Source organism: Methylobacterium sp. WSM2598 (genome assembly GCF_000379105.1).
GTDB lineage: Bacteria > Pseudomonadota > Alphaproteobacteria > Rhizobiales > Beijerinckiaceae > Methylobacterium.
In genome coordinates, this window is sequence record NZ_KB900609.1 from 6732705 (window position 1) to 6754462 (window position 21758).

The 21758-nt window shown below is 71.8% G+C and carries 21 protein-coding genes; 6 read left to right on the top strand and 15 right to left on the bottom strand.

Annotated elements, in window-relative coordinates:
* Positions 1 to 247 precede the first annotated feature (247 nt).
* Positions 248 to 1528, top strand: coding sequence for a bifunctional phosphopantothenoylcysteine decarboxylase/phosphopantothenate--cysteine ligase CoaBC (gene coaBC, locus MET2598_RS0131280; RefSeq protein ID WP_018263533.1), 1281 nt, complete (start codon positions 248 to 250; stop codon positions 1526 to 1528).
* A gap of 173 nt (positions 1529 to 1701) precedes the next feature.
* On the opposite strand, the gene MET2598_RS0131285 is transcribed toward coaBC, so the two are convergent.
* A complete protein-coding gene (locus MET2598_RS0131285; protein ID WP_157182304.1) occupies positions 1702 to 1929 on the bottom strand; it encodes a hypothetical protein in 228 nt (75 codons plus the stop codon).
* Between the two features lie 390 nt (positions 1930 to 2319).
* On the opposite strand from MET2598_RS0131285, the gene MET2598_RS0131290 reads away from it, so the two are divergent.
* Complete coding sequence (locus tag MET2598_RS0131290) at positions 2320 to 2526, top strand: hypothetical protein (RefSeq protein WP_012335892.1); 207 nt, start codon at positions 2320 to 2322, stop codon at positions 2524 to 2526.
* 7 nt (positions 2527 to 2533) lie between these two features.
* Here the strand turns inward: MET2598_RS0131290 and MET2598_RS0131295 are convergent, their stop codons facing one another.
* Both MET2598_RS0131295 and MET2598_RS0131300 read right to left on the bottom strand, forming a co-directional pair.
* On the bottom strand, positions 2534 to 4096 hold the full coding sequence (locus MET2598_RS0131295; RefSeq protein ID WP_018263535.1) for an ATP-binding protein: 1563 nt from the start codon (positions 4094 to 4096) through the stop codon (positions 2534 to 2536).
* A 198-nt stretch (positions 4097 to 4294) separates the two neighbouring features.
* A complete protein-coding gene (locus MET2598_RS0131300; protein ID WP_018263536.1) occupies positions 4295 to 5179 on the bottom strand; it encodes a LysR family transcriptional regulator in 885 nt (294 codons plus the stop codon).
* Positions 5180 to 5282: 103 nt separating this feature from the next.
* Here MET2598_RS0131300 and MET2598_RS0131305 point away from each other — a divergent pair, with 103 nt between their 5' ends.
* Complete coding sequence (locus MET2598_RS0131305; protein WP_026191033.1) at positions 5283 to 6041, top strand: SDR family NAD(P)-dependent oxidoreductase; 759 nt, start codon at positions 5283 to 5285, stop codon at positions 6039 to 6041.
* A 158-nt stretch (positions 6042 to 6199) separates the two neighbouring features.
* On the opposite strand, the gene MET2598_RS0131310 is transcribed toward MET2598_RS0131305, so the two are convergent.
* Positions 6200 to 6889 (bottom strand): glutathione S-transferase N-terminal domain-containing protein, encoded by a 690-nt coding sequence (locus tag MET2598_RS0131310; RefSeq protein ID WP_018263538.1) that lies wholly within the window; start codon positions 6887 to 6889, stop codon positions 6200 to 6202.
* A gap of 8 nt (positions 6890 to 6897) precedes the next feature.
* Positions 6898 to 8577, bottom strand: a complete 1680-nt coding sequence (locus tag MET2598_RS0131315) for an L-lactate permease (RefSeq protein WP_012335887.1) — start codon at positions 8575 to 8577, stop codon at positions 6898 to 6900.
* Between the two features lie 188 nt (positions 8578 to 8765).
* Here MET2598_RS0131315 and MET2598_RS0131320 point away from each other — a divergent pair, with 188 nt between their 5' ends.
* The 3 genes from MET2598_RS0131320 to MET2598_RS0131330 all read left to right on the top strand — a co-directional run bounded on the left by MET2598_RS0131320 (position 8766) and on the right by MET2598_RS0131330 (position 11255).
* A complete protein-coding gene (locus tag MET2598_RS0131320) occupies positions 8766 to 9185 on the top strand; it encodes a hypothetical protein (protein ID WP_026191034.1) in 420 nt (139 codons plus the stop codon).
* 622 nt (positions 9186 to 9807) lie between these two features.
* Complete coding sequence (locus MET2598_RS37740; RefSeq protein WP_018263540.1) at positions 9808 to 10662, top strand: extracellular catalytic domain type 1 short-chain-length polyhydroxyalkanoate depolymerase; 855 nt, start codon at positions 9808 to 9810, stop codon at positions 10660 to 10662.
* Positions 10663 to 10919: 257 nt separating this feature from the next.
* Positions 10920 to 11255, top strand: a complete 336-nt coding sequence (locus MET2598_RS0131330) for a DUF1476 domain-containing protein (RefSeq protein WP_012335884.1) — start codon at positions 10920 to 10922, stop codon at positions 11253 to 11255.
* A gap of 166 nt (positions 11256 to 11421) precedes the next feature.
* On the opposite strand, the gene MET2598_RS0131335 is transcribed toward MET2598_RS0131330, so the two are convergent.
* The 10 genes from MET2598_RS0131335 to MET2598_RS0131385 form a co-directional block, all read right to left on the bottom strand.
* Positions 11422 to 12999, bottom strand: a complete 1578-nt coding sequence (locus tag MET2598_RS0131335; protein WP_012335883.1) for a SpoVR family protein — start codon at positions 12997 to 12999, stop codon at positions 11422 to 11424.
* Positions 13000 to 13069: 70 nt separating this feature from the next.
* Entirely contained in the window at positions 13070 to 14380 is a 1311-nt protein-coding gene (locus MET2598_RS0131340; RefSeq protein ID WP_012335882.1) for a YeaH/YhbH family protein, read from the bottom strand.
* Between the two features lie 96 nt (positions 14381 to 14476).
* Entirely contained in the window at positions 14477 to 16429 is a 1953-nt protein-coding gene (locus tag MET2598_RS0131345; protein WP_026191036.1) for a PrkA family serine protein kinase, read from the bottom strand.
* Between the two features lie 340 nt (positions 16430 to 16769).
* Positions 16770 to 17216 carry a hypothetical protein gene (locus MET2598_RS0131350; protein ID WP_012335880.1) on the bottom strand — a complete coding sequence of 149 codons (447 nt, stop codon included), beginning with the start codon at positions 17214 to 17216 and terminating at the stop codon, positions 16770 to 16772.
* Between the two features lie 323 nt (positions 17217 to 17539).
* Positions 17540 to 17995 (bottom strand): hypothetical protein, encoded by a 456-nt coding sequence (locus MET2598_RS0131360; protein ID WP_012335878.1) that lies wholly within the window; start codon positions 17993 to 17995, stop codon positions 17540 to 17542.
* Positions 17996 to 18011: 16 nt separating this feature from the next.
* Entirely contained in the window at positions 18012 to 18512 is a 501-nt protein-coding gene (locus MET2598_RS0131365; RefSeq protein WP_012335877.1) for a MerR family transcriptional regulator, read from the bottom strand.
* Between the two features lie 94 nt (positions 18513 to 18606).
* Positions 18607 to 18921, bottom strand: a complete 315-nt coding sequence (locus tag MET2598_RS0131370; protein ID WP_012335876.1) for an integration host factor subunit alpha — start codon at positions 18919 to 18921, stop codon at positions 18607 to 18609.
* A gap of 159 nt (positions 18922 to 19080) precedes the next feature.
* Complete coding sequence (locus MET2598_RS0131375) at positions 19081 to 20058, bottom strand: beta-ketoacyl-ACP synthase III (RefSeq protein ID WP_012335875.1); 978 nt, start codon at positions 20056 to 20058, stop codon at positions 19081 to 19083.
* A gap of 19 nt (positions 20059 to 20077) precedes the next feature.
* On the bottom strand, positions 20078 to 21112 hold the full coding sequence (gene plsX, locus MET2598_RS0131380) for a phosphate acyltransferase PlsX (protein ID WP_012335874.1): 1035 nt from the start codon (positions 21110 to 21112) through the stop codon (positions 20078 to 20080).
* A gap of 105 nt (positions 21113 to 21217) precedes the next feature.
* Positions 21218 to 21718: a YceD family protein gene (locus MET2598_RS0131385; RefSeq protein WP_018263542.1), complete on the bottom strand. Its 501-nt coding sequence runs from the start codon at positions 21716 to 21718 to the stop codon at positions 21218 to 21220.
* Between the last annotated feature and the right edge of the window lie 40 nt (positions 21719 to 21758).

The window sequence follows — 21758 nt, forward strand, 5'->3', positions numbered from 1 at the left end:
GGGAGCCGCTTCGATCAAGCGGATCCCGGATCATTCCGTCGAACCGGCGCATGCAGCCGGTCCTCGCGGAGGCGCGGGGCGCCCCGCCCGTTCTCACCGGTGGAGCAGCCCACCGCCTTCGCGCGCGTCGTCACCCTGCGCTCGGCCCTCGGCCTGCCGGACGGGTTGCTGGCGCGGGCGGACGAGGTCATCGAGGAGGCGCCGGGCGCGCCGCCGCCCGCCGGATCCGACTGCCCACGAGGCCCCCATGCTCCCCGAGGATTCCCTGCTTCCCGGCGATTCCGCGCCCCTCCCCCTCGCGAACCGCCGGGTGCTGCTCGTGATCGGGGGCGGCATCGCGGCCTACAAGTCCCTCGACCTGATCCGGCGCCTGCGCGCGCGCGGCGCCGCCGTGCGCTGCGTGCTGACGCAGGGCGCGCAGGGCTTCGTGACGCCGCTGGCGGCGGGCGCCCTCTCGGGCGAGCGGGTCCATACCGACCTGTTCGACCGGGACGACGAGGCCGATATCGGCCACATCAAGCTCGCCCGGCAGGCCGATGCGGTGGTGGTGGCGCCCGCCACCGCCAACCTGATGGCCCGGATGGCGGGCGGCCACGCGGACGACCTCGCCGCGACGGTGCTGCTCGCCACCACCCTGCCGATCCTGATCGCGCCGGCCATGAACGTGCGGATGTGGCTGCACCCGGCGACGCAGCGCAACCTCGCCACCCTGCGCGCCGACGGCGTCGCGGTGGTGGGCCCGAACGAGGGCGCCATGGCGGAGGCCGAGACCGGCCCCGGCCGCATGGCCGAGCCCGACGAGATCGCCGAGGCGCTGGTGGCGCTGCTGGCGCGCCGCGCCGGCGGCCCCCTCGCGAATCCGCCGGCGGGGGCGCTGGCGGGGCGGCACGTCCTCGTCACCTCGGGCCCGACCCACGAGCCGATCGACCCGGTCCGCTACATCGCCAACCGCTCCTCGGGCAAGCAGGGCCACGCCATCGCGGCGGCGGCCGCGGCGGCGGGCGCCCGGGTGACGCTGGTCTCCGGTCCGGTCGCCCTCCCCGACCCGAAGGGCGTCACGGTGGTCAGGGTCGAGACCGCGCGCGCGATGCTCGCCGCCGTGGAGGCGGCCCTGCCCGCCGACATCGCGATCTTCGCCGCCGCCGTCGCCGATTGGCGCCCGGCCGCGGAGACCGGCGAGAAGATCAAGAAGGGGCCGGGCGGTCCTCCGGGCATCGCCCTCGTGGAGAATCCCGACATCCTCGCCACCATCGCGCGGAGGGCGCAGGGTCGCCCGCCCCTGGTGGTCGGCTTCGCGGCCGAGACCCGCGAGGTGGTCGCCCATGCCCGCGCCAAGATCGCCCGCAAGGGCTGCGACCTCATCGTCGCCAACGACGTCTCGGCGGGGACGGGCGTGATGGGCGGGGACCGCAACACGATCCTGCTGATCGGCCGCGACGGCGCGGTCGAGACCTGGCCGACCCTGGCCAAGGACGAGGTCGCCCGGCGCCTCGTCGCGCATCTGGCGGAGCTGCGGGCGGGCGCCTGAGGGCTGATCCGGGGCGGCGCCGCAGCCCCGGCGCCGCCCGCGCCGGGGAGGATGCGCGGCTGATCCGGGATCCGCTTGCTCGAAGCGGATCCCAAGCCCGCGCGGCGCCTGAGCGACGCCGACATCCGCATGGCCGGAACGGGAGAGGGCGAAGCCATCAACCGGATGGCGTATCAGTCGCCGCAGGCGGCGCACTCGTCCGGAGCGGAGCCGCGCACCAGCAGACTGGAAACGGTCAGCGGCAGCATGTCGTGAAGCTGATGCAGGCCGATCAGAACGGGCGAGAACGGGGCGACCTGCGCCATCGCCGCGGCCCGAAGATCAGGCATCAGATGGGCGCCGAACTGGCGCCGCGAACTGACGATGCCGTTCACCTGATCGGCGCCGAAATGCGAGGCCATGGCGTCCCAGGCCTTGCTGAAACTCTGCGATGTCACGCGGATTCACCGGGCTCTCGCGCCGGCAGCGGCGCGCAGCGGTCCCATCATCTTTGTGGAGCGAGCGGCGCAAGCCGGCACCGCCGCCACGGTGCCGGCCTGCGGCGGATGCGCCGTGCTCGGCCATCGTCCCGACGCGGGCCGCGGCCCATCCCGGCGGCCCGGGACGGATCCGGGAGGCGGAGCCCGACCCCTCACCCTCCGGCCGGGGCGGCACGGCCGAAGGCGGGTGGCGGGCGCGGCGGCGAAGCCGCCCGCGGCCGTGCCGAAACGGTGCACTATACCGCAGGAGTCGATCCTTGGCGGGCGAGAGACCAGCTCTAGAATTCCGGTCTCCCCCGGTCGGAGGTTCCGATGCCCGTGCTGCTCGTGGTGGCGCTCGTCTGCGCCTCGACGCTCGATGCCAAGGATTGCACCCGCGACACCGCGCAGGACGTGATGACGGCGCCCGCGCATTCGCCCCAGGAATGCATGCTGATGGGTCCCACGATGGCGGCCCATGCCGGCCGCAGCCCGGACGCCACCACCTACGTCAAGACGCTCTGCGAGCGGCGCCCCTGAGGGCCCCCTACTCGGCCGCGAACAGCCCCGCCGGAGGCTCGGCCGCCCCCTTCGGGCCGCCCGGCGCCGCCTTGGGGTCGCTTGGCGCCGCCTTGGGGTCGCCTGGCGCCGCCTTGGGGTCGCCCGGGCCGGTCTCGCAGCCGAGGCCCGGGATCGCCACGATCCGGTTGCCGCGGAAATCGGTCCGGCAGACGACGGCACCGCGGCTCTCCACGAAGGCGAGGAGCCGCCGCGCCCGGCCGGGCGAGCGGGAGCCGATCGCCCGCGCCAGGGCCTCGTCCGAGGGGCACGGCGCCCCGGCGCGGGCCGCGCGGGCGAGGAGCAGGAACAGCCCCTGCACCTCCTCCGGCAGGCCCGCGCAGGCGTCGAGCACCGCATCCGCCTCGGCCTCCCGCCCGCCCTCCTCGAGCCCCGCCCGCGCCACCGCGAGCCGGCGCCGGAAAGCCGGCAGGTCGAGGGGCGCCCCGACCCGGCGCATGCGGCAGCGCACCAGGAAATCCTGGTAGAGCACCGCGACCGTGTGGTGCCCGGCATCCGGGTCGGCGGCGATCTCGCGCAGGATCGCCGCGAGGGCCGCCTCCCGCTCCTCCGGGCCGAGGGCGGGCTGCTCCTCGGGCTCCGGCGGCAGGGGCCGGGCCTGGGCGAGCTGCTGCAGCAGGTCGACCGGCGAGGGCCGCGGGGCGGCCGGGCGGGGCGCCGGCATCCGCAGCGGCTCGTCGGCGGCGGGGGTCAGGATGAGGTCGCGCAGGTCCTCGGCCGCGGGGGCGGGCAGCGGCACGAGCTTGGGGCTCGTCGAGCGCGGCGCGGTCGCGACCGGGCCGATGCGCAGGGTCAGCGGGCGCTTCGACAGGGCCGGCCCGAGCGCCACGAAGGAGCCGCGCTCCAGGTCGCGAAAACTCTCGGCCTGGCGCCGCTCCAGGCCGAGCAGGTCGGCGGCGCGGGCCATGTCGATGTCGAGGAAGGTGCGGCCCATCAGGAAGTTCGAGGCTTCCGCGGCGACGTTCTTGGCGAGCTTGGCGAGGCGCTGGGTGGCGATGACCCCGGCGAGGCCCCGCTTGCGGCCGCGGCACATCAGGTTGGTCATGGCGCCGAGCGACGCCTTGCGGGCCTCATCCGAGACCTCGCCGGCGGCGGCCGGGGCGAAGAGCTGCGCCTCGTCGACGACGACGAGCACCGGGTACCAATGGTCGCGCTCGGCGTCGAACAGGCCGCCCAGGAAGGCGGCGGCGGCCCGCATCTGCGCCTCGACGTCGAGGCTCTCCAGGGTCAGCACCACCGAGACCCGGTGGGCGCGCACCCGCGCGGCGATGCGCTGCAGATCCGCCTCCCCGTGCGCCCCGTCGACCACCACGTGGCCGAAGCGGTCGGCCAGGGTGACGAAGTCGCCCTCCGGATCGATCACGACCTGCTGGACATGGGCGGCGCTCTGCTCCAGCAGGCGGCGCAGCAGGTGCGACTTGCCCGAGCCCGAATTGCCCTGGACGAGGAGGCGGGTGGCGAGGAGTTCCTCCAGATCGAGGGCGGCGGCCTGGTGGCCGGCCGCCACGCCCATCTCCACGCAGATCGTCATCACGGCTCCGCACTCACCCGAACCGGGGTTCTAACACGGGCGGGCCGGGCCGCGATCCGCGCCCGCGGGCCGGGTCCACAGGACTCCGCGGGGAGGAATCAGACGCCGGCCGGACGATCACGTCCGGCCGGACGATCACGTCCGGAATGCGGATGACAAGCCCGCGCGGCGCCTGAGCGAAGCCGAAATATCCGAGTGTCACGCGACACCGAAGGCCGCGGTCGCGAAGGAGATGAAGCTGCGCAGGCGTGGCGTCATGCGCCGGTCACGGTGGTAGAGAAGCCACATCGGTCTGTCACCCAGCCGCCACTCCGGGAACAGCCGGACAAGGCAGCCGGTCTCCATATCGCGCCGCACGAGGATCTCCGGCTGCATGATGATGCCGAGGCCCGCGCGCGCCGCTGCGCGGACTGCCTGGCCGCTGTTCACGGTGATCATGCGTGGAGGTGTCACCGCTCTCTCGTCGTCGCCCCTCGCGAATGTCCATGGCGAACGCGCCGAAGGCGTGAAAGCGATGGCTTCATGGCCTTCCAGGTCGTCCGGATGGACCGGCGTTCCTCGGCGGGCGAGGTAGTCGGGCGCGGCGCAGACCGCCATGCGATAGGGCGCCAGAGGTCTGGCGATCATGGCGCTGTCCTCGATCGCGCCGATGCGGAAGGCGAGATCGAAGCCTTCCTCGACGAGATCGACATTGCGATCCGACAGGGTGATGTCGAGTTCCACATCGGGTGCGGTCAGTCGATAGCCGCCAAGTGCCGGCATCAGCGCCTCTGCGCCGAAGGTGGTGGGCGCCGTGATCCGCAATCGACCCTGTACCCGCGTCTGCTGAAGCTCCGCGGCCTCTTGGGCAAGCGCGATGCGCTCCAGAATGTCGCGGCACTGCTCGACATAGCTCGCCCCGAAATCCGTCAGGCTTTGACGCCGCGTCGTGCGGTTCAGAAGACGCGTGCCGAGGCGTTCCTCCAGCGCCGCGATCTGCTGTCCGACCATTGCCGGAGATTGCCCCAGCTCCGCCGCAGCGGCGCTCATCGAACCGGCCCGCACCGTCGCAACGAACGCCCGCATGCAGCGCACGATGTCCATTCAATGATATTCCTTCATAATAACCCGATGATTTGCCTAATTATCGTTCAAGCCGGCATCAATTACGACTCCTCGAAAGCCGTCCTCGAAGGAGTTGGATGTGATGCTCACGCGGTTTGCGGGACAAACGATCGTCGTCACGGGTGCGGGAACCGGCATGGGGCGCGCGGCCGCGATCCGCCTCGCCAGGGAGGGCGCGCGCAGCGTTCTCGTCGGGCGGCGTCCGGAACCCCTCGAAGCGGTCGCTGCCGAGATCGCCGCGGAAGGCGGCTCGGCCTTGCCCGTCGCCTGCGACATCGGCAACCCGGCCGAGGTCGAGGCCATGGTCCGGCAAGCGACGCGCGCCAACGGCCGCATCGACGGCCTTTTCGCGAATGCCGGCGTTCTGGGCGCATTCAAGCCGCTCGCCGAGACGGACGCGACCGACTTCGAAGAGCTTGTCGGCACGAACCTCTTGGGAACCTTCCTCTCGATCAAGCACTCCCTGCCGCATCTTCGAGGCGGCGCCGTTGTGATCAACGCCTCGTGGACCGTCAACAGCGTCATGCCCGGCGCTGGCGCCTACGCGGCAACCAAGGGCGCGTTGATCGCCATGATGCACACGCTCGCCCTGGAGCAGGGGCCGCGCGACGTCCGCGTCAACAGCATCAGCCCCGGCATCATCCTGACGCCGATGGCCGACGCGGTTCTGGATCCGGCCTTCTCAGCCAAGCTGGCCGCCCATGCACCGCTGGGACGAAACGGGACACCCGACGACGTTGCGGGCACCGTCGCGTGGCTCCTCTCCGACGATGCCCGGTTCGTCACGGGTCAGGATATCCTGGTCGATGGCGGCTTCACGCTCGGAGGGCCGCGCCTGTGAGCGAGACCGCGACGGATCGCGGGCGGCATCCGGGAATGCCCCGCGTCGGTGGGTCCTGCTCACTTTGCCTGGATCAGGCGGCGAGCATCACCGATCCGGGGCAGTCGCAGTCCTGTCCCGTGAACGGAACCGACGGTCCCGAGACATGACCGTTGGTGTCAGGCCGCGGTGAGCGCCCGCGAGTCGGGCCCGAGCCGCGCCAGCATGCGCCGGCGCCAGTCCTCGACCGGATCGTCGGGGTCCAGGAGCGGCCGCGCGCTCACGCCCCGCGCCCACAGGAAGGCGCCCATCACGGCGAAATCCGCGTAGAGCGGCGCCTCGCCGCCCAGATAGGGCTGCTCGCGCAGGCTCGCCCGCACGGGCGAGAGCGTGCGCCGCAGCAGCTTCAGCTGCGCCTCCGGGTCGGGGCAGACCGCCTCCAGCGGCTTGCGGAACAGGGCCTCGCGGGTGCGGCGGAAGTAGTCCCGGTCGCGCGGGTCGAGCACCGCCAGGATCTCCGTGAGGAGGAGCGGCGCCAGCGCCGGGTGCAGCACCCCGTCCGTCCAGTGGACGATCACCCGGGTGAGCGCCTGCCCGGCCGGGCCGCCGAACAGGCTCGGGCGGTCCGGATGGGCCTCCTCCAGGTGGGCGGCGATGGCCTGGGACCCGGCCAGGGCGCGCCCGCCGTCGACCAGCACCGGCACCGTCTCGCTGCCCGCGAAGGCGATCGCCTCCTTCTCGGTGAAGCGCCAGGGCCGGCCCGCGAAGGACAGGTCCTTGTGCTCCAGGGCGAGGCGGATGCGCCAGCAGAAGGGCGAGAAGCGCCGGTCCGGATCGGCACCCGCCAGTTCGTAGAGCGTCGGGTCCATCGCCGCCCTCAGTGCAGCACCAGGGCGGTGAAGGGCGGCACGTAGGCCTGCAGCATGACGAGGCCGCCGACCAGGCAGGCGAGCGCGATCGAGTGCCAGAACACGAAGCGCAGGATCCGGCTCTCCTGGCCGTAATAGCCGGTGGCGGTGGAGGCCACGACGATCGACTGCGCGTCGATCATCTTGCCCATGACGCCGCCGGAGGAATTCGCCGCCGCCATCAGGATGCCCGAGAGGCCGAGCTGCTCGGAGGTGATGCGCTGCAGGCCGCCGAACAGCACGTTCGAGGCCGTGTCCGACCCGGTGAGCGCGACGCCGAGCCAGCCCAGCAGGGTGCCGAAGAACGGGTAGAGCATCCCGGTGCCCGCGAAGGCGAGGCCCAGCGTGGCGTCCACCCCCGCGTAGCGGGTGAGCACGCCGAGCGCCAGCATCGCCGCGATGGTGATCAGCGAGGTGCGCAGCACCCAGATCGTCTCCAGGTAGGCGCGGACCAGCCGGATCGGGCCGAACCCCATGATCAGGCCCGAGATGATCGCCGCGAACAGCACGCCCGTGCCCGTGAAGGACATGTAGGTGAAGAGGAAGACGGCCGCTTCCGGGTGCGCCTTGGCGACCACCGGCGGCACCTTCATCACCATGTTGTGCAGGCCCTCGACCTCGTAGCGCCAGGTGAAGAGCGGGTTGACGAGGCTCTTGAACCAGCCCGTGCCCCAGATCGCCACGATCACCGAGAGGATGATCCAGGGCACCCAGGCCATCATGATCTCGCGCCGGCTCGCGGCGGGCGGGGTCGCGGCGGCCCCCAGGGAGGCGGGGCGGGCGGGCGCGTAGGCCAGGGAATCGTCGTGGGTGCGCAGCGCCGTCGAGGTCCAGATCTCGGACGGGTGCCAGACCTTCAGGAAGGCGACGAGCGCCCCCATCGACACGAGCGAGGCGCCGATATCGACGATCCAGGGATTCACGTAGTTCGAGATCACGAATTGGGCCGCCGCGAAGGAGGCGCCGCAGACCAGGACCGCCGGCCAGATCTGGGTCATGCCGCGGAAGCCGGCGAAGACCACGATCAGCCAGAACGGCACCAGCAGCGAGAAGAAGGGGAGCTGCCGGCCGATCATCGCCCCGAGGAGGTAGGGGTCGTAGCCGGTCACCGAGGCGAGGCCCTGGATCGGCGCGCCGAGCGCCCCGTAGGCCACCGGCGCCGTGTTGGCGATGAGCGAGAGGCCCGAGGCGGCGAGCGGCGAGAAGCCGAGCCCGATCAGGATCGCCCCCGTCACGGCGACCGGGGTGCCGAAGCCCCCCGCCCCCTCGAAGAAGGCCCCGAACGCGAAGGCGACGAGGAGGAGCTGCAGCCGCCGGTCCGCCGTGATTCCGGCCACCGATTGCTGCAGGGTGGCGAACCAGCCCTTCTCCACCGTGAGCCGGTAGAGGAAGATCACGTTGAGGATGATCCAGCCGATCGGGAACATGCCGGTCACGACGCCCAGGAGGGTGGCGCGGGTCGCGAGGCCCACCGGCATGCCGAACAAGGCCGTCGCCACCACGAAGGCGATGACCAGCGAGATGACGGCGGCGATGTGGGCCTTCACCTTGCCGCTGGCGATCAGCGCGAGCAGGGCCACGACCGGAACCGCCGCCGCGATCGTCGACAGCCAGGCATTCCCGAACGGGTCGTAGACCTGGTTCCACATGGCGCATCCTCCTGTTGTGCCTTGGCGCGCGCTTAACAGAGGGTTGCAAACGTCTCAACGCTCCCGGCCCGGTGCGGCCTTACGCCCTTCGGAGGGGGCGCCCGGCGAGATTTTTGCTGCACCGCACTTGCTGCACCCGCGAAGACGGGGCATGTTCCATCCGGTCGGATGGCGACAGGATGGCGCCGATGAGCGGAAGCGTGCAGGAGCTGCGGCCCCGGGCCGGCGACAGCGAGAAGATCACGATCAATCTCGGCTACGTCGATCTCGGGCACGTGGACCTGCTGGTCCGCGACGGGTTCTACGCCAACCGCACCGACTTCATCCGCACGGCGATCCGCAACCAGATCGACCGGCACGGCGAGGCGACCCGGCAGGCGATGGCGCGCAAGCGCGTCGAACTCGGCCTGCGGCACTTCGCCCGGGAGGATCTGGAGGCGGCCCGCGACGCGGGGACCCCGCTCGCCATCCGGGTGCTGGGGCTCGCGACCATCGCCTCCGACGTGACGCCCGACCTCGCCCGCGCGGCCATCGCTTCCGTGGAGGTGCTCGGCGCCCTCCATGCCAGCCCCGCCGTCAAGGCGGCCCTGGCCGACCGCATCCGCTGACGGCGGTCCGCCGCCCCTCCGCGCGCCGGGCCCGACCGCCCGGCGCCGGCTCCTCTCGCGTCCTCAAGGACGAGGCTCCCATGCGCAAGAAGATCCTCCCCGGCATGGCCGAGGCGACGCGCCTCACGCGGGCCGGGCGCCTCGGCGAAGCGCTGTCCGTGATCCAGCGGGTGGTCCGCGGCGAGCGCCCCGCTCCGGCCGAACCGGCCCCCGCCGCGCCGGCCGCGAAGGTCAACCCGACGCCCCTGCGCGCCCTGCCGGGCGGCGCGGCGCGCGCCGCCCCGGCCGAGACCGCCGCGTCGGCCCAACCCTCCCAAGCGGTCAAGCCCTCCCTGGCGGCAAAGCCGTCCCCGGCGGCAAAGCCGTCCCCGGCAGTGACGCCGGTCGAGGCGGTCGGGCGCGCCGGACTCCGGCCGGCCGCCCCGGCCTGGACGGCGGGCGCGGCGCCGCGCCCGGCCGCGCCGGAACCCCGCATGATCCCCATGCCCCACCCGGAGGGGCACCGGCCCCTCGCGGAGGGGCTGCGCCCTCTCCCGCAGGGCTGCGCGAGATCGCCCGGGAGATCGGCCGCAAGGTCGCCCCGCTCCTCGACGGGCTGGTCGAGCCGGCCCCGGACGCGGAGGTGGCCGGCGAGGCGGGACCCGGGGAGTTCCTGTCGCGCCACTACGCCAACGCGGCGGGCCAGCGCGCCTACAAGCTCTACGTGCCGGGCGCCTACAGGGGCGGGGCGGTGCCGCTCGTGGTGATGCTGCACGGCTGCACCCAGTCGCCCGACGATTTCGCGGCCGGCACCGGCATGAACCGGATCGCCGATGCCGAGACCTTCCTGGTCGCCTACCCGGCCCAGACCGCCGCGGCCAACCACGCCCGCTGCTGGAACTGGTTCAACAGCGCCGACCAGCGCCGCGACCACGGCGAGGCCTCGCTGATCGCCGGGATCGCCCGGGCGGTGATGGAGGATTACGCGGTCGATCCCCGGCGGGTCTACGTGGCGGGCCTGTCGGCGGGCGGCGCCGCGGCGGCGAACCTGGCGGCGGCCTATCCGGACCTGTTCGCGGCGGTGGGCATCCATTCGGGGCTCTGCGCCGGGGCGGCGAGCGGCCTGCCGGCGGCCATGCGGGCGATGCGGGAGGGCGCGGAGGCGTCGTCCCGGCCGGAGCGGGTGCTGCCCACCATCGTGTTCCACGGCGACCAGGACACGACCGTGCATCCGCGCAACGGCGCGGCGATCATCGCGGCGACGGGCGGCACCCTGCTGCGCGAGGAGGCCGGCGTGGCGCCGAACGGGCGGGCATGGCGGCGCAGCGTCCTGGCGGACGAGAGCGGCCGCCCGCGCTTCGAGCACTGGGTCGTGCAGGGCAGCGGCCACGCGTGGTCGGGGGGCGACGCCGCCGCGAGCTACACCGACCCAAGCGGCCCGGACGCCTCCCGGGAGATGTGGCGCTTCTTCCTGGAGAACCCGAAGCCGCGGCGATAGGGGCCCGCTCGGGCGGCGGCCTTCGCACAGGTGAGCGGGGCGCCCGCCGCCCCGCGAAGGCGCGGATCGCCGCGACCACGCCGCCGAGCATCAGCACCGCCCCCGCGGTCTCGGCCGGGGCCGGTGCGGCGGGCCGCCTCGCCCAGGCCGCGACCGGCGGGAGCGGCCCGCAGATCGAGGGGACGGCCGGATCGGGGGCCCTGGCATCCGCCCGCGATCAGGGTAGCATCCTGGCCGAGAGAAGGAGGGAGGAGCCCATGACGACCCCGTTCGAGGAGCGCGAGCGCGCCGCCGAGGCCCTGTTCGCGCACGAGGAGGAGATGCGCTTTCGCGCCCTGGTGCGGCGCAACCGCATCATCGGCACCTGGATGAGCGCGCGGCTCGGCCTGTCGGAGGCGGAGGGCGAGGCCTATACGCGCCGGCTGGTGGAGACCATCGCCTCCCCGCTCACCGACGCGGCGCTGAAGGAGCGGCTGCGCGGCGAATTGGGCGAGCGCGGCCTCGACGCGGCCGCGGCCGAGGTGCCGGACCTGTTCGCGCGCGCCCAGGCCGAGGCGGCGCGGGCGGTGCGGGAGGAGGACCGGGCGGTGTGACGGCAACGGCCCGGGCTGCCGACGCGGCCGGCCGTCGACCGTCTCGGATGGCCGAGATCACGCCGATGGCCCGACGAGAATCCGAGACCCGAACCAAGGGTCACGGGACGTGGCCGTCGGGATGACCCCGCATCCGAACGATCCGTTCGGACCCCCCTCGAAACACTCAGAAGAAGGTCGGCCGCGCGCTCGCATTGTGCTCCTTGAGCACGGTGCCGGAGGCGGGATCGACCTCCTTCAGCACCACGTCGTAGCCCCAGAGATCCGCGAGGTGCTGGAGCACCCGGTGCGCGTCCTCCTTCTGCAGCAGGACCCGGTTCAGCACCTTGTGGTGCAGGATCAGGCGGCGGTCGCCCTCCAGGTCGACATCCACCACCTCGATGTCCGGATCGAGCCACGCCACGTCGTACTGGCGCGCGAAGGCCCGGCGCAGGCGCCGGTAGCCGCGCTCGTCGTGGATCGCCTCGACCCGCAGTTCGGGCCGGTCGGGATCGTCGACGACGTGGAACAGGCGCAGCTGGCGCATCAGGCGGGGCGACAGGAACTGCGCGATGAAGCTCTCGTCGCGGTAATTCTCCCAGACGTCGCGCAGCACGCCCATCGGGTCGCGGCAGCCGGCGATGTCCGGGAACCACGCCCGGTCCTCCTCGGTCGGCTCGCTGGCGATCCGGGCGATGTCCGTCATCATGGCGAAGCCGATGGCGTACGGATTGTGCCCGCCGTAATGCCGGTCGTCGAAGGTCGGCTGCCGGATGACGTTCGTGTGCGACTGCAGGAACTCCAGGTAGGCCGCCTCGGTGATCCGGCCCGTCTCCGAGAGGCGGGTCATGATCTGGTAGTGCGTGTAGGTGGCGCAGCCTTCGTTCATCACCTTGGTCTGGCGCTGCGGGTAGAAGTACTGCGCCACGTGGCGGACGATGCGCAGGATCTCGCGCTGCCAGGGCTGCAGGCGGGGCGCCACCTTCTCCAGGAAGTAGAGGATGTTCTCCTGCGGCAATTCGAGCAGGGCGCGGCGGCGCTCGACCGAGAGGTTCGGCTTGTCGGTCTTGGCCCGCGCCGGCAGCGTGCGCCAGAGGTCGTTGTACATCCGCTCCTGGTGCTCCTGGCGCTCGCGCTCGCGGCGCTGCTCGGAGGACAGGTCGGGCCGCTTCTTGCGGGGGTAGCGGTGCACGCCCTGGTTCATCAGCGCGTGGGCGGCGTCGAGCACCGCCTCGACGGCGGCGTGACCGTAGCGCTCCTCGCAGCGCGAGATGAAGCCCTTGGCGAAGTCGAGGTAGTCGAGGATGCCCTCGGCGTCGGTCCACTGCCGGAACAGGTAGTTGTTCTTGAAGAAGTGGTTGTGCCCGAAGGCGGCGTGGGCGATCACCAGCGTCTGCATCGTCGCCGTGTTCTCCTCCATGATGTAGGAGATGCACGGGTTCGAGTTGATCACGATCTCGTAGGCGAGGCCCATCAGGCCGCGGCGGTAGCCGGCCTCGTGCTGGGCGAAGTGCTTGCCGAAGGACCAGTGCTTGTAGAAGAGCGGCATGCCGATCGACGCGTAGGCGTCGAGCATCTGCTCGGCCGTGATGATCTCGATCTGGTTCGGGTACCAGGACAGGCCGAGTTCCGGGCCGGCGATGGCCTCGCAGGCGTCGTGGATGCGCCGGATCGTGTCGAAGTCCCAGTCATTCCCGGTGAACAGGGGCTCCCCCGCCCGGACCAGGGCCGGCCGCGGCATCACCCCGGTGGTCGGTGCATTCATCGGACCTCGAACCTCTCTTCACGGCGTCGGCGGCACAGGGTTCATCCGCATCGTGGCAGTGTCGCGGCGCTCAGGCCGGGGCCTGCTCCTGCCCGGCCTTGCGGGCGAAGAGTTCGCGGAAGACCGGGTAGATGTCGCGGCGGTGGTTGACCTTGCGCATGGCGAGCACGGGGTTGGCCTTGGCGACGGGCTCGTAGGTGCGCCACAGGGTGGTGCGGTGCTCCACGAAGCCGGCCCGCGGGCCGGTCTCGTCGCCGACCTCCAGGTAGGCGAAGTGCTGGCAGGCCGGGAGGATCGCGCCGCGCAGGAGTTCCTGCGAGGTAGTCGAGTCGCTCGACACGTTGTCGCCGTCCGAGGCCTGGGCGGCGTAGATGTTCCAGTCCTCGGGGTTGTAGCGCTCGGCGACGATGCGCTTCATCTCGACCAGCGCCGAGGAGACCAGGGTGCCGCCGGTCTCCCGCGAGCCGAAGAAGGTCTCCTCGTCGACCTCCTTGGCGTGGTCGGTGTGGCGGATGAAGACGATCTCGACGTGCTTGTAGCGGCGCACCAGGAAGATGTGCAGCAGGATGTAGAACCGCTTGGCGAGGTCCTTCATGTGCTCGGTCATCGAGCCCGAGACGTCCATCAGGCAGAACATCACCGCCTGGGCGACCGGGCGCGGATAGGGCTCGAAGCGGCGGTAGCGCAGGTCGATCGGGTCGATGTAGGGAATGCGCTGGCTGCGGATGCGCAGGCGCGCGACCTCCTCGCGCAGGGCGACGGTCTCGGGCGCGTCGGGGGCGCGGGCCTCGGCCTCGGCGAGGTCGGCCTCGAGCGCCGCGAGATCCTCGTGCTTGGGTCGCTTGAGGGCGATGCGCCGCGACAGCGAGTTGCGCAGGGTCCGGGTGAGGGCGAGGTTCGCGGGCGAGCCCGAGACCATGTAGCCCGCCCGGCGCAGGGCCGGGGTCTCGACCACGGCGAGGCGCCTCTTGGCGAGGTCGGGCAGTTCCAGGTCCTCCAGGAAGAGTTCCAGGAACTCCTCCCGGGTCAGCATGAACTGGAAGGAATCCTCCGAATCCTGGCCGCCCTCCCCGGCCTGGCCGCCCCCGCCGCCGCCCTGGCCGCGGGGCGGGCGCTCGATCGTGTCGCCCTCGATGTAGGTCTTGTTGCCGGGCAGGATGTGGTCCTGCACGCCGGTGCCGGGCGCCCGGCTGAAGCGGGGCTCGCGCACCCCGTCCACCGGGACGGTGACGCTCGCCTCCTTGTCGATGTTGCGGATGTCGCGGTCGCGCGCGGCCTCGCGCACCGCGCGCTGCGCGACGTCGCGCACCCGGCGCAGGAAGCGCTGCCGGTTCGCCAGGGACTTGCCGCCCGGATTGAGGCGCCGATCGATAATGTGCATCAGGCCGAACTTCCGATCACGCCATCTTACCCTACCGGACGGATTCCGGCATCCGCAACCGCGCGGGGCGCGGCGGGCTTCGGGCCCGCCGGCCCGTCAGCCCGCCTGCTTGACGCGCATGTACCACTCGACGAGGCGCCGCACCTGCCGCTCGGTGTAGCCGCGCGCCCGCATCCGCTCGACGAACTCGCCGTGCTTCTTCTCGGTCTCGCTGTCCTTCTTCGAGCCGAAGGAGATCACCGGCAGCAGCTCCTCCACCTGGCTGAACATGCGCCGCTCGATCACCTCGCGGATCTTCTCGTAGGAGGTCCAGGACGGGTTGCGCCCGCCGTGCTGGGCCCGCGAGCGCAGGGCGAACTTGACCACCTCGTTGCGGAAGTCCTTCGGGTTGGCGATCCCCGCCGGCTTCTCGATCTTGGTGAGTTCCTGGTTCAGGAGTTCCCGGTTGAGCAGCTGCCCGGTCTCCGGATCCTTGAAGTCCTGATCCTCGATCCAGGCATCCGCGTAGTCGATGTAACGGTCGAACAGGTTCTGACCGTAATCGTGGTAAGATTCGAGGTAGGCCTTCTGGATCTCGTGGCCGATGAACTCGGCGTAGCGGGGCGCGAGCTCGCCCTTGATGAATTCCAGGTAGCGCTTCTCGGTCTCGGGCGGGAGCTGCTCGCGGCGCAGCGCCTGCTCCAGCACGTACATCAGGTGGACCGGGTCGGCCGAGACCTCGGTGGTGTCGTGGTTGAAGGTCGCGGCCATGACCTTGAAGGCGAAGCGGGTCGAGATCCCGTCCATGCCCTCGTCGACGCCGGCCGAGTCCTTGTACTCCTGGAGCGAGCGGGCGCGGGGATCGACCTCGCGCAGGGACTCGCCGTCATAGACCCGCATCTTCGAGAACACGTTGGAGTTCGGATGCTCGCGCAGGCGCGAGAGCACCGAGAAGCGCGCCAGCATCTCCAGCGTGCCGGGGGCGCAGGGCGCCTCGGCGAGTTCCGAGCCGGAGATCAGCTTCTCGTAGATCCGCTGCTCCTCGGTGACGCGCAGGCAGTACGGAACCTTGATGACGTAGATGCGGTCGATGAAGGCTTCATTGTTCTTGTTGGTCTTGAAACTCTGCCACTCGGCCTCGTTCGAGTGGGCCAGGATGATGCCGGTGAAGGGGATCGCCCCGATGTTCTCGGTGCCGACGTAGTTGCCCTCCTGCGTGGCGGTCAGCAGCGGGTGCAGCATCTTGATCGGCGCCTTGAACATCTCGACGAATTCGAGGATGCCCTGGTTCGCCCGGTTGAGGCCGCCCGAGTAGGAATAGGCGTCCGGATCGGCCTGGCTCAGAGTCTCAAGCTTGCGGATGTCGACCTTGCCGACCAGCGAGGAGATGTCCTGGTTGTTCTCGTCGCCCGGCTCGGTCTTGGCGACGGCGATCTGGCGCAGGCGCGAGGGGCGGACCTTCACGACCTTGAACTGGGTGATGTCGCCGCCGAACTCGTCGAGGCGCTTCAGGCACCAGGGGCTCATCAGACCGGTGAGGCGGCGGCGCGGGATGCCGTAGCGCTCCTCGATGGCCGGGCCCATCGTCTCGGGGTCGAACAGGACGAGCGGGCTCTCGAAGACCGGGCTCAGATCGTTGCCGGCCTTCAGCACGTAGATCGGGTGCACCTCCATGAGGGACTTCAGGCGCTCGGCGAGCGACGACTTGCCGCCGCCGACCGGGCCGAGCAGGTAGAGGATCTGCTTGCGCTCCTCCAGGCCCTGGGCGGCGTGCCGGAAGAAGGAGACGATCCGCTCGATCGTCTCCTCCATGCCGTAGAATTCCGAGAAGGCCGGGTAGGTCCGGATCGTCCGGTTCATGAAGATCCGGCCGAGGCGGGAATCCCGCGCGGTGTCGACGAGCTCCGGCTGGCCGATCGCCTCCAGGATGCGCTCGGGCGCGCTCGCATACATCAAGGGGTTGTCGCGGCAGGCTTCGAGGTACTCCGAGAGCGACAGTTCCGCGTCACGCCGGGCCTCGTAGCTGCGGGCAAAGGTCTGAAACAGATCGCTCGCTGACGGCATTGGCATTCCGAACCCTCACGACATCGCCAGCTTCATCCTGTCCCGGCTCCGATGCAATCGATATCCTCATGTTTGTCGCAGTGCGGCGAGGGCGGGAAACTGCGCAGGCCTCGTCGTCGGGGCCCGACAGCAGCGTGCGGGCGCGGTGCGGGCCCCGTGCCCTTTCGGAAAGTCGCAGGCCCACCAAGGCGAAAGCCATCCGGCCCGGCCGCCTGTGTCGCAAAGGACACGCCCGCCGCCGTTCTTGCGACGCCGCCGCGGCCTTCGCGCCGCCGCGGCGCGGCCCCCGCCCGGATGGCCGCGCGGCCGCCGTCAGGAGGAAACGCCGCGCCGGGCCGGGCGTTCCTCACAGGTCGGTAGTGTCGCTCTTGGTCTCGCCGCCGCCGACCTTGATCTTGATGACGCGCACCGAGATGGTGCCGTCCGCGCCCTTCACCTCGACCGTGAGCTCGTCGGTACCGGTAAAGCCGGCCTTGCTCTCGTAGAACATGGCCTGGACGTTGGCCTCGACGTTCGGGCAGCGATAGGTGGCGGGCGTCTTGCGGCGGCCGGCGCGCTGGATCAGGGCGCCGTTCTTGGGCGGCGCCGTCACTTTCAGCTCGGGCTGGGGACCGAGGGAGCAATCCTTCTTGAGGTTGGGCACGGTGAGCAGGAGGATCTGCTTGCCCGGCGCGACGCTGCGCTCGATGGTCTTGGCCGCCTGGGCCAGGGCCGGGCCGGCCAGGAGCGGACTGGCCAGGAGCGGACCGACCAGGAGGGCGCTGGCGGCGAGCGCGACGATGGGGCGGATCATGAGGGCTTTCTCCGGGGAAGCTCTGCGGCCCGCATGTGGGGAGCCGCCCGGGGGCCGTCGAGGGGCCGCGGGTCCGAAAGCGCCGCGCGGGCGCCCCGTCTCGACGGTCACGTCTCACGACCCTCGGTTCCGTCCTCGATGCCGCGTCACGCCGTCGGCCTGTGTCGTCCCTTCGAGACGGGCGACGGCCCGGTGCGTCGGCCTCGCGGCCCGTCGGCATCAGTGCAGCGTGAGCATCACGAGCAGGTTGAACAGCCCGAGCAGCGCGATGCCGCCGAGCCAGAGCCAGTAGCCCCGCCCCTCGACCGGATAATCCCCGAACATCAGCCGCTCCCGTGCTCGGCGGCGCGCCCGCTGCCGGAGGCCTGCAGCACCGCCATCACCGCCCCGGTGACCTTGGCGATCTGGGCCGGCGTGAACTCGGCCGCCAGCGCCGCGGCGAGTTGGGCCTCGACCCGCTCCCGCTCGCCCGCATCGGCGATCGGGTCGGGCGGGATGTCGGCCTCGGCGAGGCCGCAGACCTCCCGGATCGTGTCGGCGGCCCGGCGCAGCACGGCGCGCTGGTCGGGCGCCATGTCCCAGAGCGGGTGGCGCAGCCGGGCGATCACCCGCTTGGCGTCCCGGTAGTCCCGGTCGACCGCGGTCAGGGCCTCGATCTGGCTCACCAGCAGCACGAGTTCGAGCACGTCCGCCGTCGCCTCCGGGCAGGTGCGCACGATGCGCATCAGCCGGGCGATCAGCGCGGTGGCGGGCGAAGCGTGGCGGGGCTGGTCGGCCATGAGCGGGGAACGCCGGTCATTCCGCAAGGTTCTCGTCGCACGACACTATTTCGCGTGCGCGGCGATCCCGCAAGGCCGCGAGCCGCTCCCGGCAGGCGCGCAGGTCGTCGAGGAGGCGGCTCAGCGCCGCCCGGTCCTCCGGCGCCAGGGGCGGCCCGGCCGGCGCCTCGCGGGGGGGTTCGGCCTCCGGATAGGCCGCGGGCGCCACCTGCTCGCCCCGCCCCACCGCCTGGACGAAGCGCATGCCCCGCTCGCGCAGGATGCGCTGCACCCCGCGGATCGTGTAGCCCTGCCCGTAGAGGAGCTGGCGCACCCCGCGCAGGAGGTCGATGTCCTCCGGCCGGTAGTAGCGCCGGTTGCCGCCGCGCTTGAGCGGCCGGATCTGGGTGAAGCGGGTTTCCCAGAACCGCAGCACGTGCTGGGGCAGGTCGAGGTCGTCCGCCACCTCGCTGATGGTGCGGAACGCCTCCGGGGCCTTCTCGCCGCCCGGCTCCCCGGCGGCCACGAGCATCGTCATGCGCGGGACCTCCTGCCGCGGGCCCGCTCACGCGAAGCCCCGCCGCCCGCGCCGGGCGCGCGGAAGGCCGGCTCCGCTCAAGCGCCCGCTCGCGTCACTCGTCGTCCGGTTCGGCCGCACCGCCGTTGATGCGCGCCTTGAGCACGTTCGAGGGCTTGAACACCATGACGCGGCGCGGCTCGATTGCCACCTCGACCCCGGTCTTGGGGTTGCGCCCGACCCGCTTGCCCTTGTCGCGCACCACGAAGGAGCCGAAGGAGGACAGCTTCACGGTCTCGCCCGAGGCGAGGCAGGTGCAGATCTCCGACAGCACCGTCTCCACCAGGGCAGCCGACTCGGTCCGCGACAGGCCGACCCGCTGGTAGACGGCCTCGGTCAGGTCGGCCCGCGTGACCGTCTTGCCTGCCATCCTGATGCTCCCCGGCGCGTTCTCAAGAAACCGACATATGTCTATGATCGCGCACGCTAATCTGGCGCGCCCGCTGGGTCAACGGGGCGCCCGGCTCCTTTTCGCGCGATCACCCGCGCCCGATCGCCCGCGCGATCACCAGCGCGATCACCAGCGCGATCACCAGCGAATGAGCGCGCTGCCCCAGGCGAAGCCGCCGCCGATGGCCTCGATCATCACGAGGTCGCCGCGCGCGATGCGCCCGTCCCGGCAGGCCGCGTCGAGGGCGAGCGGGATCGAGGCCGCCGAGGTGTTGCCGTGCCGGTCGACGGTGAGGACGACCTTCTCGCGGGCGATGCCGAGCTTGTCGGCGGAGGCCTCGATGATGCGGCGGTTGGCCTGGTGGGGCACGAACCAGTCGAGATCCTCCGCGCGGGTGCCGGTGGCCGCGAAGGCGTCGTTGATCACGTCCGTCACCGACCCGACCGCGAAGCGGAAGACCTCCTTGCCGACCATCCTGAGCTTGCCGGTGGTGCCGGTCGAGCCGGGCCCGCCATCGACGTAGAGCTTCTCGCGGTAGCGCCCGTCCGAGCGCAGGTGGCTGGTGAGCACGCCGCGGTCGCCCGAATGGCCCTCGCCCGGCTGCGCCTCCAGCACGATCGCGCCGGCCCCGTCGCCGAACAGCACGCAGGTGGTGCGGTCCTCCCAGTCGAGGAGGCGCGAGAAGGTCTCGGCGCCGATCACCAGGGCGCGGCGGGCGGCGCCGGTGGTCAGGAACTTGTCGGCCGTGGCGACGCCGTAGACGAAGCCCGCGCAGACCGCCTGCAGGTCGAAGGCCGCCCCGCCGTGGATGCCGAGGCCGTCCTGGATCTGGGTCGCCGTCGACGGGAAGGTGTGGTCGGGCGTCGACGTGGCGCAGATGATGAGGTCGATGCTCGCCGGGTCGATGTCGGCCTCGGCGAGCGCCGCGCGGGCCGCCCTGATGCCGAGCACCGAGGTGGTCTCGTCCGGGCCGGCGATGTGGCGCTGGCGGATCCCGGTGCGCTGGACGATCCACTCGTCCGAGGTGTCGACGCGGGCGGCGAGGTCGTCGTTGGTGACGACGGTCCGCGGCAGGTAGGAGCCGCAGCCCCGCACCACCGAGCGAAGGCGGGTCATGGGGTCCGGGTCTCCTCCCTCAGGCCGAGGCGGCGGCCGGCGTCGCCTCGAGCATCTCGCGGATCGTCCGCATCAGGTCGTGTCGGGCCATGTCGGTGGCAAGGTCGATGGCGGCCGCGAAGCCCTGCGCGTCCTCCGAGCCGTGGCTCTTGACGACGATGCCTTCGAGGCCGAGGAAGACGCCGCCATTGGCCCGGCTCGGGTTCATCTTCTCGCGCAGGGCCTCGAAGGCGCCGCGGGCGAACAGGTAGCCGATCTTCGCCATCAGCGTCCGGCTCATCGCGCTCCTGAGGTACTGCCCGATCTGCTTGGCGGTGCCCTCGGCGGTCTTGAGCGCGATGTTGCCGGTGAAGCCCTCGGTCACCACCACGTCGGTGGTGCCGCGGCCGAGATCCGTCCCCTCGACGAAGCCGTGGTAGCGCAGGGTCGGCAGGTCGGCCTCGCGCAGGAGGCGGGCGGCCTCCTTGACGGCCTCGTTGCCCTTCATCTCCTCGGTGCCGACGTTGAGCAGGCCCACGGTCGGCCGGTCGAGGTCGAAGACGATGCGGGCCATGGCGGCGCCCATCAGCGCCATCTCGACGAGGTGCTCGGCATCGGTGCCGATCGTCGCCCCGACGTCGAGCACGACGCTCTCGCCCCGCACGGTCGGCCACAGGCAGGCGATGGCCGGCCGCTCGATCTGCGCCATGGTCTTGAGGCAGATCTTCGACATCGCCATCAGGGCGCCGGTGTTGCCGGCCGAGACCGCCGCCTCCGCCTCGCCGTCGCGCACGGCCTGGATCGCCTTCCACATCGAGGACTTGCCGCGCCCGGCGCGGACCGCTTGGCTCGGCTTCTCGTCCATGCCGATGGCGAGGCTGGCGTGGCGGATCTCGACGGCGCCGGCGAGGCGCGGCTCCGCCTCGACCATCGGCCGCAGGACGGCCTCGTCGCCGAACATCAGGAAGGTCGTCTCGGGGTGGCGCTCCCGGGCGATCGCCGCGCCCGGCACGACCGTCGTGGGACCGTGATCGCCGCCCATCGCGTCGAGCGAGATGCGCACTCTCTGGGACATGGGGGGATCGACGAGCCTCGTTCCGGCGGCGGGCGGACAGGGTGTGCCGCGGCGGGGCGGAAAATAGCGGCCCGGCGCCGGGCCGCAAACGAATTCTGCCCCGCCTCACTCGCCCTTGAGGCTGCGCAGGCCGGCGAAGGGCGTCTCCTCGGCCCCCGCCTCGGGGGGCTCGAAGGCGACGCCGGGCTTCCTCGGATAGGGGTCGAGGCCCAGCGCCAGGAACTCGGCGGTCAGGCTGCCGAGATCGACGCGGCCGTTGACGATCGGGTCGGGGATGTCGGCATCCTCGGCGGGCGTGCCCGCGAAGGCGTCCGGGGCGGCGAAATCGACCTCGACCTCCTCCCGCACGGTGGATTCGAAGGGGTCGAGGGTCACCACGCAGGTCTGGGCGATGGCGGCCTCGACGGTCCCGGTCACCCGCAGGCGGTGCAGCGAGCCCTGGAGGCGGAAGCGCCCGGTCAGGGCGTGGATCGCCGGCAGGCCGAAATCGCGGGCGAGCGCCTCGCGCTCCTCGGCGTCGGCCTCGACCACGATCTCCCCGCCGGCCTTGAGCGCGCGCTCGACCAGGACCGGGCGGGAGAGCGGGCCGACGGGATCGGGGGTCATGGGGCAACTCCTCTGGCGGGACGCGCCGGCCCGGGACCGT

What these genes read in the sequence shown, in the direction of transcription:
- MET2598_RS0131310 (WP_018263538.1), bottom strand. Translation starts at nt 6,889, where the DNA reads ATGGACCCGACGCTCTACGAACTGGCGGGTGCCGATCCGGACCGGCGC.
- MET2598_RS0131360 (WP_012335878.1), bottom strand. Translation starts at nt 17,995, where the DNA reads ATGGCCGACCAGCCCCGCCACGCTTCGCCCGCCACCGCGCTGATCGCC.
- MET2598_RS0131365 (WP_012335877.1), bottom strand. Translation starts at nt 18,512, where the DNA reads ATGACGATGCTCGTGGCCGCCGGGGAGCCGGGCGGCGAGAAGGCCCCG.
- MET2598_RS0131385 (WP_018263542.1), bottom strand. Translation starts at nt 21,718, where the DNA reads ATGACCCCCGATCCCGTCGGCCCGCTCTCCCGCCCGGTCCTGGTCGAG.
- MET2598_RS0131315 (WP_012335887.1), bottom strand. Translation starts at nt 8,577, where the DNA reads ATGTGGAACCAGGTCTACGACCCGTTCGGGAATGCCTGGCTGTCGACG.
- MET2598_RS0131300 (WP_018263536.1), bottom strand. Translation starts at nt 5,179, where the DNA reads ATGGACATCGTGCGCTGCATGCGGGCGTTCGTTGCGACGGTGCGGGCC.
- MET2598_RS0131375 (WP_012335875.1), bottom strand. Translation starts at nt 20,058, where the DNA reads ATGACCCGCCTTCGCTCGGTGGTGCGGGGCTGCGGCTCCTACCTGCCG.
- MET2598_RS0131330 (WP_012335884.1), top strand. Translation starts at nt 10,920, where the DNA reads ATGACGACCCCGTTCGAGGAGCGCGAGCGCGCCGCCGAGGCCCTGTTC.
- MET2598_RS0131335 (WP_012335883.1), bottom strand. Translation starts at nt 12,999, where the DNA reads ATGAATGCACCGACCACCGGGGTGATGCCGCGGCCGGCCCTGGTCCGG.
- MET2598_RS0131340 (WP_012335882.1), bottom strand. Translation starts at nt 14,380, where the DNA reads ATGCACATTATCGATCGGCGCCTCAATCCGGGCGGCAAGTCCCTGGCG.
- plsX (WP_012335874.1), bottom strand. Translation starts at nt 21,112, where the DNA reads ATGTCCCAGAGAGTGCGCATCTCGCTCGACGCGATGGGCGGCGATCAC.
- MET2598_RS0131370 (WP_012335876.1), bottom strand. Translation starts at nt 18,921, where the DNA reads ATGGCAGGCAAGACGGTCACGCGGGCCGACCTGACCGAGGCCGTCTAC.
- MET2598_RS0131295 (WP_018263535.1), bottom strand. Translation starts at nt 4,096, where the DNA reads ATGACGATCTGCGTGGAGATGGGCGTGGCGGCCGGCCACCAGGCCGCC.
- MET2598_RS0131290 (WP_012335892.1), top strand. Translation starts at nt 2,320, where the DNA reads ATGCCCGTGCTGCTCGTGGTGGCGCTCGTCTGCGCCTCGACGCTCGAT.
- MET2598_RS0131320 (WP_026191034.1), top strand. Translation starts at nt 8,766, where the DNA reads ATGAGCGGAAGCGTGCAGGAGCTGCGGCCCCGGGCCGGCGACAGCGAG.
- coaBC (WP_018263533.1), top strand. Translation starts at nt 248, where the DNA reads ATGCTCCCCGAGGATTCCCTGCTTCCCGGCGATTCCGCGCCCCTCCCC.
- MET2598_RS0131305 (WP_026191033.1), top strand. Translation starts at nt 5,283, where the DNA reads ATGCTCACGCGGTTTGCGGGACAAACGATCGTCGTCACGGGTGCGGGA.
- MET2598_RS0131285 (WP_157182304.1), bottom strand. Translation starts at nt 1,929, where the DNA reads ATGGCCTCGCATTTCGGCGCCGATCAGGTGAACGGCATCGTCAGTTCG.
- MET2598_RS0131345 (WP_026191036.1), bottom strand. Translation starts at nt 16,429, where the DNA reads ATGCCAATGCCGTCAGCGAGCGATCTGTTTCAGACCTTTGCCCGCAGC.
- MET2598_RS0131350 (WP_012335880.1), bottom strand. Translation starts at nt 17,216, where the DNA reads ATGATCCGCCCCATCGTCGCGCTCGCCGCCAGCGCCCTCCTGGTCGGT.